The sequence below is a fragment of the Paenibacillus sp. FSL H7-0940 genome, from assembly GCF_037979415.1.
GTDB classification, from domain to species: Bacteria; Bacillota; Bacilli; order Paenibacillales; family Paenibacillaceae; genus Paenibacillus; species Paenibacillus amylolyticus.
Window position 1 is genome coordinate 6,968,943 of record NZ_CP150280.1, and the last position, 12,569, is coordinate 6,981,511.

The following is a 12,569-nucleotide window of genomic DNA, read 5'->3' on the forward strand; positions in this document are numbered from 1 at the left end:
CAAAAACAGCCCTTCAACTTCCTTTTGGAAGTGAAGGGCTGTTTTTATCTCAACTGGTATGCAGGCGTGCACGAAAATACCTTGCAGTATTACCTCAAAATCGTACTGGCCTGATTGCCCGCATAATCCTCAATGAACAGCTTCAAAGAGCTGTTGCTGGACGCTGGCGTGAAGGTCAGTTCACTCAGCTTTGTTCTTCCCCGAATGATATACGGGAATTTCTGCGAAACGTAAGTGACTCCGAACTCGCGTGCCACCCCATTTTCATAAACATAAATCTTGTACCAGTCCTCCAGATCCGGGAGGGCAAGTGTGTACTTTCCATCTTTTACCGTGACCTTTTCCTTGGCGTATGGTGTAATCTGAAGATCTGCGAGCTGTCCGGTATGGGTTACCGGGTTCTGCCCGCCAATGGCGATGTTCAGCACGTAATGCTCACCGTTGGTCGGAAGTCCGGTCAGGACGGCAGATTGTTTTCCTTTTTTGACCTGAAGCGACTTGGTGAAAGGCTCTTTTGTGTATTCTGTTTCTAGTGTGAGTTGAATAGACTCGTTGCCTTTTCCTTTGTCTTTATTTTTATCCTTGTCCTTATCCGTATTCTTATCTTTATCTTTGCCTGAATCTTTCGCTTTCTTCGGGTTTTTCCAGCTTACAATAGCATCGCCATTCTTTTTGAATTTCACATCAATATCCTGAACGGCTGCATTCAGATCGTAAGGCAGGACGGTTGCTTCACTTTCGGTACCATCTGCACCAACCGCACGGATAGACAGTTCACCAGATGGCTGTTTTAGCGATTTGATATAAAAAGTGGAATCATACACGCCGCCTACATAGGCGCCATTTTCATATAAATTGTATTGTTTGACCTCTGAATAGTCCTTCATGTCCCATGCAACAACCAGTTCATCGGTGTTGGTCAGTGCTTTGGCAATATGGAATCCGGTCGGTGCATCCGGTACAGCCGCTGAACCGTCGGACATACGGATCTCGCCTATATTCATCTGGTAATTCTCAATCTCCTTGCCATTCGGGTCGAAGGATAATCCCATAGCGGCAATGGTTTTGCCATGATATGCACTCAAATCCAGCGAAGTTGTCTTCCAACCTGTAGTATGCTGGCCTGACTGAGGCACTTCCACATTGACCACGTTGAATGGATCATCTTCGAAGATCAACCCAACATGCAGGGAGGAAGCGTCACTAGTCGACGGTTTGTTATACGTCAGTTCCAGTTTCGATTGTCCGTTGACGGACAGGTCGGTCTTGTACAGGCGCAGGAAGTTCTCCGCGTTCAGTGTGCCGTTCACCACGAGAGAGCTGCCGCCATTAAACGCGCCAATGGAGTCATAGTTGTACCTTGCGCCTTTCTCATAAGAGGGACCATAGTCAAAATCAACACTGAGCTTGTCGCCTTCACTATCCATCCACCATTGCCAAGTGACAGGGATATCCTGAATGTTGATATTGGACCATTCTTTATCGTTCGAGACAGCACCGTCTTCATAATATTTCAGGCCGTGGCCCGTATTGAAGTTGGTCGCAAAATTGGAGCCGTTGATGACGGATCGCTCGGTAAGATAAGCGGCGATTCCATCCCAATTTGCACCGGAAGCATACACATCCGACAGATCGGCAGACGCATTACGACGTGCATCTGTCGGGTCTTGATTTGGACCAGACCACCAGGCACGATCACGTACAAAGGTCATCCACTGGTAATCATCTTCCGCACGATGATTGGTGCTGCCATCGCCCATCTCTTCATCCAGAGCGTTGTGGGTGAAGTCGGCACCTAATGTCGCGATGCTGTTCATGGGTTGACCGTTCTCATCCAGGTTATGGCGCAGGTCATAGGATTGCTTCCAGCGGCCGAATTTGTCATGTCCACCTTCGACACCAGCAAATACGGTTTCCAGTGGATCCAGTCCCAGGCTAAGGGCATGATCACGGGAGTCGCGGAGCATCTTGTGGTTCCACACATAGTTCAGGAAGATGGAATCCGAGACTCTGCCGAGAACGGAATCTTGTACAAAGGGGCTGTTGAGCCCATTGAATTGGTTCTGGTATTGAATTTTGCCTGTTGTATTGATGGTGGAATCATACCACTGAACGTACAGGCCTTTATCTCTTAGATATTTCATGAATTTCTTGTAGGATGCGATATCTTCAGGGGCTACACCCCGGGCAACTTCTTCCTGATTGAAGAAATATCCATCGTAGTTGTAGTATTCTGCCATCTCGGCCAATTTCTCGGCCACAGGAAAATTACCGTTTTCATCCTGGATCAGCATTTGTTTATAGGTTTGTGGGCCACGGTCATTGTCCGAGAAAAAGATGTTAGCAATGGACTTAACGCCGTTCTTGTGGGCTGCATTGGTGTAGGCCGGATTCGGAATGTTCAAAATGCCAAACTCGAAGTATTTCTCCGTCCACTCTTTACTCGGATCGTACAGCTCCTCAGGTACTCCCGCAGAGGCCATGCCGTGCCAATAGCTGTAGTAGTCTGTATATTGCCAATAATTAAATAGATACTGGCTGAATTCATTGGTATAAGGTGTGCTATCGAAGAATGCATTGCCGTAATCGCCACTCATTGTGAATAACTGGGTGTCCGGACTAAGCTCAGGATAAGCCTGTGTGGCAGCGAACGCTTCATTACGGGGCTGCAAGGGAACATGGGCACGAAGTAAATCGCCATGGATATCACTTTCCGGTGTCCAGTTCAGAATCTGGGCCGAGGTGTATCCATGTTGATAGGGCTGATTCACCCCTTTGGCACTTTCACCGGTGTAAGGGAGCGTGTCTCCGGCATAAACGGATGATGCAACAACTTGTCCAAGCAGAGCCGTAGTCAGGACCATGGCGGTTACCTTGGGTATGATGCCTTTTGCTTTGAGTTTGCGTGTCATGCTGTTCCTCCTTCAAGTGGAATGAATGTAAGGTATTCTTTTACACAAAGCTAAACTTATGGTTAACGATAGTGGATGAAAGCGTTTTTAAATAGGGTGAAATTAAAGAAACACAGATATAAACTAAAGAAAAGTTGCAGGTGACAAGTTAATGTCAGAAGCCTGATGGTATAATTCAAGTCAGGAAAACAGCATCGGAGGGAACATGCGACTTGAAAATTGTTAGCGTTTACAATAATTTCTTCAAAAATAATATGTTTATGAAAATGCTCCTGATTTTTTCGATGATATCCATTGTAACGATCATTACATTGTCTTATATCATCTTCCTGTCGGTGTCCGACTCCACAATTCGCCGGGAACTGGCGATCCAGAAAGCGGCGATGGAACATGTGGACCGGTACATTCATCAGCAGTATGAATCGGTGCAAAACATGGTGAGGGATATGCATCAGAATGAGGCGCTGTCCGCTAACATTACTTATCTGATGAATCATTCGTACGCTGAATATGTTCAGCACATGACCAATGGATATTATGCTAATCAGGATGACTATTCGGCCGATGTATTGAAACATTTTCAAAATATTATGGATCGCAATTCGCAGATTAATCAACTCATGTTGTATAGCGCCGAACAGCAGGATCTGTCTACCTTTAATCAACACAAGCAGTTCCGCAAGCTGGACGCCAATGTAGCTCATTCCTATATTCCGGACGTGATGGCGATGGAAACGCCCAATATCAGTGCACCCAACTTCTGGATTCGCAAAGAGATTAATCAATGGGACCCTGCGCTCTACTCCATCCGCGTACCGATTAACAATACACAGACTCTTCGGAATCTGGGCCAATTTCTTGTCTTCTTTGACTCAGAAGGAATCGGTAATGCGCTGGATAACTACGAGAGTAATCTCAAGGGAGAAATCGTGGTGTTATCGGCGAAAGGGACAGTTTTATTTGACTCCAACAATCATTATTACGGGAAGAAGTATCCCTACGTGAATGTGGCCGATTCGCTGTTTGATCAGACGGATATGGATTCAATGAAAAAGGAGCAGAACATGTACGTCAACAAGTTTGTCTCCGCCGATCAGGGGTATGTGGTCATTGGTACCGTTCCGGTGGAAGAGATGGCTGAAACCTATGCGGGGATTCGCAATACCATTATCTCGATCAGTATCGTATGTATTTTGTTTGCCGTGCTGGTTCCGGCATTTTTCATTATTAACTTTGCCAAACGAACCCGTCGAATTATTCGCTTCACCCAAAAAGTGAAATATGGCAACTTGACGGCTCGCATCGACGATCCGCGAGATGATGAACTGGGGCAGATCTCACATAGCTTCAACGACATGCTGGATGAGCTGAATCTGTATATTGAACGGGTCTACAAGGCCGAGATCAAACAGAAGGAGACCGAGCTGGTCGCATTGCAGGCGCGCATCAACCCTCATTTTCTCTACAATACGCTTGAAGTGATTCGGATGAGGGCGATATCCCAAGGGGCGAGAGATGTTGGCGAGATGATCTATAGTTTATCCGTATTGTTCAAGAGCCTGGTACAGCAAAAGAAAAATTATACGCTCAAGGATGAGATGGAAGCTTGCCGCTTGTATCTGGAATTATTCCGAATCCGCTACAAGGATATTTTCATATATACGATCCAGATCGATGCTGCATATTATCAACACCCTGTGGTCAAACTTTCGCTGCAACCTATCATTGAGAATTATGTTGTACACGGCATTCAGACAGAACGTTCGGATAACCGATTATCCATTGTTGTGGAAGAGACAGATGATGTGGTGCAAGTGGAAGTCAAAGATAATGGCAAAGGCATTGATCCGGCACGCCTGACGGAAATCCTTGAAGAACTGGAACGTCCTGAAGAGTCTGGTCAGATGTTCGGGCTACGCAGTGTCCATAGTCGATTGCGCTTCCTGTATGGGCCAGAGTTCGGTATCACCATAGAGAGCACCCTCGGAGAAGGAACACGGATCAGGGTGCGTTATCCACATACAGAAGGGACAGGTGTTTAACATGTACAAGGTGTTTGTTGTGGACGATGAGCCATTCATCATTGAAGGTTTATACGATATTGTGGATTGGTCTTCATTTGGTATGGAAATTGTGAGTCATGCAGGTAATGGGCAAGCAGCGTTACAAGCGCTCTTTTCTCAGCCTGTGGACATTCTGATTACGGATATATCCATGCCACTCATGAATGGTCTCGATCTGATTCGGGAAGCAAGGCGAGTGCAACCTGAGCTTAAGGTCATTATCCTCAGTGGTTTCAATGAGTTCGAATATCTGAAGGAAGGCATGCAATTGGGGATCGAAAACTATCTGCTCAAACCGATTAATGTAGAGGAACTGGAATCCACGCTGAGCAACACGGCGTCCAAGCTGGATCATACGGTATCACCTCAAGCCGATGATGCGTATGGCATCCAGATTCTGAAAGATAACATTCTTCATCGATGGCTTACGGGGCAGATTGCAGCTACTGAATTTGAAGAACGTGCCCAGTTCATGAACCTTTCGCTGGATGCACCGGACGTTGCTGTGGCCATTCTGCGTGACAAAGGGCAAGTACCTGGCATGTTTGAACGTGTAGAAGAGATGCTGAGAGACAGACGCCATCTGAACGTATTTCATGATATCGATGGAGACATCGTCATTATTGCCAACATTCAGGGTACGAGTGACGAGGAACAGAAGTTGATGGATGGCTTGCAGGCATTATCTGATGAGATAACCGTAACCCATCCGGCGGCACGCATTGGAGCAGGCAGATTGATGAAAGGGTTATACCATGCGCCGACCAGTTATGCGGAGGCCAAAAAAGCACTCCAGTATGTGATGATTTATCCCGACCTTAAAGTCATCGACCATGCCATGCTGGAAAGGTGCGGAAATTCAACGGCGACCTTTTTTATTGAATGGAGGGAGTATGCCAAACTCATTCTGTCCCGCAATACTGAACAACTTGCTGACCGGATTCGCATGGATTTTGAACAGCATCGCGATGGGCTTACACCTGGGGAGTTACAGAATACCGCACTGGAAGTTGTGATTCGCTTCAAGATGGAACTGGAGAGCATCAAACACTCGGATGAGTCTGCCATATACCAACAAGGGCTTCAACTTGTACTGGACAGTGGCACTTTTGATGAGCTCGTGCGGGCGCTTCAGCAGGTTGGGTCGCAGACGATCCAATCCCTATTGCAGGATCTGAAAAATCCAATTGTAAACCAAGTGCTTCAGCATATCGACAAACACTACGCAGAAGAGCTCTCCTTGAAGCTATTGGGTGCCCACTATCATTTGCATCCGGTGTATTTGGGACAATTGTTCCATAAGGAGACCGGGGAGACGTTTGCCGAATATATCAACAAATACCGGATTGAACGTGCGAAGGAGCAACTACGCAATTCCAATCTGAAGGTACATGAGATCGCCCGAAATGTGGGGTATTGGGAGACAGGGTATTTCTATAAACAGTTCCGCAAATATGTGGGAATTTCACCGACTGATTTCAAGGTGTTTGGTTAATTCGGTGACGGGTAGATCCAACTATGCGGACAGAGAGCCAAGAGACATATCGGGAACAGGAATGGCATGGTAGAAAATCATGGCATACGTTACCCGGCATGTCTCTTTCATGTAAGCGATTTATTTAAATAGGTACAAAATAGATGCCCAAGGACGATTTCTCTTTAATTTGTACCTCGAAAACTTAAGTTTATCTTCTTTTTGTAAATGCTTTCATTCGATAAGGTTAAAGCAGTTAGTAAGTAGAGCCTAAGGGAACACGAAAAGGGAGGATCAAAGAAATGAGTAAACAAAGAAAACGCTTCTCACTCGTTCTTGCATTGTTAATGGCCGTTACACTTGTTCTTAGTGCCTGTGGAGGAAGCAAAGATGCTTCAGAATCCGGGGGAGCTGGAGATGACGCGGTAGAGTTGATCTGGTATACCATCGGTACCCCTCAGAAAGACGTCAATAAAGTGATGGAAGAAGTGAGCAAGTATACCAAAGAGAAAATTAATGCCACGTTAACGATGAAGATGGTTGACTGGGGTGACTACCCGCAGAAGATGCAGGTTAACGTAGCATCCGGTGAGCCAATGGACATTCTGTTCACTTCTTCTGGTGGATTCGATTATGTACAAAATGCTAGAAAAGGTGCATTCCTTGAATTGGATGACCTGCTTGCTGAATACGGTCAGGATCTTACCAAGACCATTGATCCTGCATTCCTCAGCGGTTCCAAGGTAGATGGACACAATTACGGAATTCCAGCCAACAAAGAGTTGCCACAACAAGAGGTATGGCGCTTTAACCAAATGCTGGTTGATAAATACAAGTTGGACATCTCTGGCGTTCGTACGTTAGACAGTCTGGAGCCTCTGCTCAAAACAATTAAGGAAAACGAGGCGAGTGTAACACCATTTGCCATGGATAAAAACTATGTTCCTTACGTGCCTTATGACTATGTCATTCAGAATCTGCCAATGGCAATCAAGCTGGATACAACAGACTATAAGCTTGTAAACATACTGGAAACACCTGAAATGAAAGAAGCACTTACTACGATGCACAAATACTACAAGGCTGGTTATGTATCGGCAGAAGCGGCAACAACAGGTTCCACGAACGACCTGACAACATCGGGCAACTGGTTCCTGGATCGTGCACAGACTCAGCCGCTCGCGGACAATCAATGGTCTGCAAGTTACGGTTATCAAGTCGTTTCAACACCTGCAAGTGAAGCAATTATAACAAATACATCTGTACAAGGTTCCATCATGGCCATCTCGGCCAACTCGGAATATCCGGAGAAAGCGATGGAATTCCTGAACCTGCTCAATACAGATCCTGTGCTGCGTAATATGGTGGACTCCGGTATTGAGGGCACACACTACAAAAAAGTGGATGACACACATATGGAAAATCTGCCTGAATCGAAAAACTACGATATGCCTTCATACTCCCTTGGGAACAACATGCTGCTCTATCTGAACAGCAATGACCCGGATAACAAATGGGATGAGTTCAAGAAGTTTAACGCTGAAGGTGTCAATTCCCCGATCCTCAGCTTTAACTTTGATGCAAGCAATGTATCGTCCGAACTGACAGCGGTACAGAACGTGAAAGAGCAATATTGGGCAGCACTGATGACAGGTACACTGGACCCGGCAGCCAATCTGGATCAAGTGATTGAGAAGTTCAATCAAGCCGGACTGGAGAAAGTAATGGCTGAAGCCCAAAGCCAGCTGGATGCCTGGAGAGCGGAAAACAAGTAACAGTACATCGTAAGGATCGGGCGGCTGCTTATCGCGTCCGGTCCTTTTTCATTCAAGCCTGAAGGAGGATATCCACAATGACTACATTTTTGAAAAACCTGATTAGAAACCGAGTCATGCTGCTCATGGTGCTGCCAGGCGCCATCTGGTTCTTCTTCTTCTCCTACTTACCACTTGTGGGCACAGTGGCTGCTTTCAAAGAATACCGATTCAGCCGTGAAGGGTTCTGGGCAAGTCTGATGAAGAGTGAATGGGTTGGCTGGGACAATTTCAAATTCCTGTTCAGCACAAGTGACGCATGGCTCATTACACGCAACACCCTCTTTTATAACATCGCCATTATCTTCCTCGGACTGGTATTTGCTGTGGCATTGGCAATCCTGCTCTCGGAACTAGTGAATAAACGACTCGCCAAACTGTATCAAACCGGCATGTTTCTGCCGTATTTTCTATCCTGGGTTATCGTTGGTTACTTCGCATTCAGCTTCTTGAGCATGGACCGCGGGATGTTGAATCAGATTATCGGCTGGTTTGGGATGGAACCAATTCAATGGTACTCCGAGGCGAAATATTGGCCGTATATTCTGGTATTCGTAGCGCTATGGAAAACCATAGGTTATAGCAGCGTTGTCTATCTGGCTTCCATACTGGGGATTGATAAATCACTGTATGAAGCAGCCATGATTGATGGAGCAAGCAAATGGCAGCAGATTCGCAATATTACGATTCCGTTGCTGTCGCCCATCATCACGATTATGACCTTGCTGGCCGTAGGCCGCATTTTCTATGCCGACTTTGGACTCTTCTATCAGGTGCCAAGGGATTCGGGTACGCTTTATTCCGTGACCAATGTTATTGATACGTATGTATATCGAGGTTTGAAAACTAGTGGTGAGATCGGCATGAGTACAGCAGCGGGATTGTATCAATCCGTGGTGGGCTTTGTGCTTGTTATTATCTCCAACTATGTTGTTCGCAAAGTAGATAAAGACAGCAGCCTATTCTAGGACAGGGAAAGGAGTGAACCACTATGGCTCAAGCAGGGCTTGTTAAAAAACGCGACTTCCACCACGTATCCAACGGCTGGAACGTGATCATGAACATCATCGCAGGTCTATTCGCTCTGATCTGTGTATTTCCTTTTATATTTGTAGTCATCATCTCGTTTACAGACGAGAAAGCACTGGCCCGTGATGGGTATCGTCTGATTCCGGCAGAATGGAGTCTCGCGGCATATCAGTTTGTCTGGCAGAGTGGGGACACGCTACTGCGGGCGTATGGAGTTACCATCCTGGTGACGGTACTTGGTACCATCATCAGTCTGATTCTCATGTCGCTGTATGCGTATGCGGTTTCCCGCAAGAGCTTCAGATATCGGAGATTTTTCTCCATCTTTGCAATTCTTACCATGCTGTTCAACGGCGGGATGATTCCAACCTATATGGTCGTATCCCAGCTGCTCGGTTTGAAAGATACGTTATGGGCACTTATTCTGCCGCTGGCGATGAATGCCTTCTATATTATGATCCTGCGTACATTCTACTCCACCAGTGTACCGGATGCAGTCATTGAATCGGCGAAGATTGATGGCGCCGGTGAGTTCTATACCTTTATGAAAATCGTGGTTCCACTCTCCTTGCCGGGACTGGCAACCATCGGGTTGTTCAGTACACTCGGTTACTGGAATGATTGGTTCAATGCGCTGTTATACATCGATAATCCGAATCTGGTACCACTGCAATCTATGTTAATGCGGATTGAGTCGAGTATTCAATTTATCCAACAGAACTCTGCTAACAGTTCGATGAGTCTGGCAGCCATGCAGTCCATTCCGCAGGATACGTCCCGAATGGCGATGGTTGTGCTTGCTACGTTACCGATTATATTCGCTTATCCGTTCTTCCAGCGTTATTTCGTACAGGGTCTGACGGTAGGCGCGGTCAAAGAATAACCGGATCACGTTATAGGATTGGAGAGATGCAGATTGATGACTTATAAGGACCAAAGCAAATCCGTAGAGGAACGGGTACAACACCTGCTTAGCCTGATGACTACGGAAGAAAAGGTAGGTCAACTTACGCAGCCATTTGGCTGGCAGACCTATACGAATGATCAAGGGAACATCACGTTAAACGAATCCTTTAAACAGCAAGTAGAAAATGGGGGCGTCGGCTCCCTCTATGGTGCACTTCGCGCAGATCCGTGGACGGGCGTTACGCTGGAAAATGGACTATCCGCCAGAGAAGGCGCTGAGGCGGTCAATCTGATTCAACGTTATGCAATAGAACATTCCAGACTGGGGATTCCCATTCTGATCGGGGAAGAGTGCTCGCATGGTCATATGGCTATTGACGGAACGGTCTATCCTGTCCCTCTTTTACTGGGGAGCACCTGGAATGTGGATCTGTATCGGGAGATGTGCCGGGCAGTAGCACGGGAGACACGTGCTCAAGGTGGTGCGGTCACCTATTCTCCGGTACTGGATGTTGTGCGTGATCCGCGCTGGGGACGTACGGAGGAATGTTTCGGTGAAGATCCGTTTCTCATTGGAGAGCTGGCAGTTGCTTCCGTAGAAGGGCTTCAGGGTGAAAGTCTTGACCGTGGAGATACAGTAGCGGCAACGCTGAAACATTTTGTTGGTTATGGCAGCTCGGAAGGTGGACGTAATGCAGGTCCTGTACATATGGGCTGGCGCGAACTGCTGGAAGTGGATCTCTATCCATTCCGCAAAGCGGTGGAAGCGGGCGCTGCGTCGATCATGCCAGCATATAACGAAATTGATGGCACGCCTTGCACCGTGAATACGGAATTGCTGGGAGATGTTTTGCGTAAGGATTGGGGCTTTGACGGTCTGGTCATTACGGATTGTGGTGCGATCAACATGCTGGCAAGTGGGCATGATGTCGCGGCAGATGGAATGGAAGCTTCCGTACAGGCGATTGAGGCAGGCATCGATATGGAAATGTCCGGTGAGATGTTTGGGCAATATCTGGTGCAGGCGGTGGCAGAAGGCAAGCTTGATATGCAGGTTCTGGATCAGGCTACCTCTCGCGTGCTGGCGTTGAAGTTCAGACTGGGCTTATTCGAACAGCCTTATGTGGATGCCGATCGGGCAGCAGAAGTAATTGGAAGTGAAGCGCATATTCAACTGGCACGCCAGTTGGCTGCGGAAGGGGTTGTACTTCTCAAAAATGAGGCTGACACGTTACCTCTCTCGTTAGCAAATGTGGGCCGGATTGCCGTGATCGGCCCAAATGCGGATCAGGCCTACAATCAACTGGGCGATTACACATCTCCGCAACCGAAGTCGAAAGTGGCGACGGTACTGGATGGGATTCGCATTAAGCTGGCTAATCATGTGGATGGGCAAACGGAGAAGAGTTCTGTTGGTGCTTTGACTGGTGACAGCAGTACAGATCAGGTTCTTTATGCACCAGGCTGCCGGATCAAAGGTGATTCGAAAGAAGGATTCGAGCGTGCGATCGAAGTTGCCAGTCAAGCGGATACGGTCATTATGGTGGTTGGCGGCTCCAGTGCACGTGACTTTGGAGAAGGAACAATTGATCTGAAGACGGGGGCTTCCAATGTGTCGGATAACTCCTGGAATGATATGGAGTGTGGCGAAGGGATCGACCGGATGACGTTGGGTCTTGCCGGAGTACAGTTGGAACTTATTCAGGAGATTCACAAGCTCGGCAAGAAGCTTGTCGTTGTTTACATTAATGGTCGTCCCATCACTGAACCTTGGGTGGATGAACATGCCGATGCAATTCTGGAGGCGTGGTATCCGGGTCAAGAGGGCGGTCGTGCCATTGCAGATATTTTATTCGGTGATGTGAATCCGTCAGGCAAATTGACGATCTCCATTCCGAAGCATGTCGGCCAATTACCGATCTATTATAACGGCAAACGTTCCCGAGGCAAACGTTACCTCGAAGAGGATCTGGAGCCACGTTATGCATTTGGATACGGACTTAGCTATACCACATATGAGTACAGTGAACCGCAGCTGAGTGCTGCATCTATGACAACTGATGATTCAGTTACGGTATCGGTGAACGTGACCAACACCGGCCGTTATGCAGGTGCAGAAGTTGTACAGATGTACATCTCTGACGTGGTCAGCTCACTAACTCGTCCGGCCAAGGAACTGAAGGGGTTTGCAAAAGTGAACCTGGAGCCGGGAGAGACACAGACCGTGGAATTCCACATCGGGGCCGAGCAGCTGCAGTATATTGGTCGTGATTTGAAGCCTGTCGTTGAACCGGGACAATTCCATATTCATATCGGCAGCAGCGTAAACGATACGCAAATAGCCGAACTGACCGTAAGGGAGGCGTAAGAC

At 47.3% G+C, this 12,569-nt stretch carries 7 protein-coding genes; 6 read left to right on the plus strand and 1 reads right to left on the minus strand.

Translation table 11 applies throughout. The features are described from left to right. Nucleotides 1–89 precede the first annotated feature (89 nt). Nucleotides 90–2,912 carry an endo-beta-N-acetylglucosaminidase gene (locus tag MHB71_RS30685; protein WP_340028408.1) on the minus strand — a complete coding sequence of 941 codons (2,823 nt, stop codon included), beginning with the start codon at nt 2,910–2,912 and terminating at the stop codon, nt 90–92. Nucleotides 2,913–3,166: 254 nt separating this feature from the next. Between MHB71_RS30685 and MHB71_RS30690 the strand changes: the two genes are divergently transcribed. From MHB71_RS30690 to MHB71_RS30715, 6 genes are all read left to right on the plus strand, one after another. Beyond that, nucleotides 3,167–4,954 carry a sensor histidine kinase gene (locus tag MHB71_RS30690; protein ID WP_340030251.1) on the plus strand — a complete coding sequence of 596 codons (1,788 nt, stop codon included), beginning with the start codon at nt 3,167–3,169 and terminating at the stop codon, nt 4,952–4,954. A 1-nt stretch (nt 4,955) separates the two neighbouring features. Continuing rightward, a complete protein-coding gene (locus tag MHB71_RS30695; RefSeq protein ID WP_340028409.1) occupies nt 4,956–6,470 on the plus strand; it encodes a response regulator transcription factor in 1,515 nt (504 codons plus the stop codon). A gap of 281 nt (nt 6,471–6,751) precedes the next feature. Next, complete coding sequence (locus MHB71_RS30700) at nt 6,752–8,224, plus strand: ABC transporter substrate-binding protein (protein WP_340028410.1); 1,473 nt, start codon at nt 6,752–6,754, stop codon at nt 8,222–8,224. Between the two features lie 77 nt (nt 8,225–8,301). After that, entirely contained in the window at nt 8,302–9,231 is a 930-nt protein-coding gene (locus tag MHB71_RS30705; RefSeq protein WP_036605780.1) for an ABC transporter permease subunit, read from the plus strand. A 23-nt stretch (nt 9,232–9,254) separates the two neighbouring features. Beyond that, entirely contained in the window at nt 9,255–10,175 is a 921-nt protein-coding gene (locus MHB71_RS30710; protein ID WP_036605781.1) for a carbohydrate ABC transporter permease, read from the plus strand. A gap of 36 nt (nt 10,176–10,211) precedes the next feature. Continuing rightward, nucleotides 10,212–12,566, plus strand: a complete 2,355-nt coding sequence (locus MHB71_RS30715; protein WP_340030252.1) for a glycoside hydrolase family 3 N-terminal domain-containing protein — start codon at nt 10,212–10,214, stop codon at nt 12,564–12,566. Nucleotides 12,567–12,569: the final 3 nt, after the last annotated feature.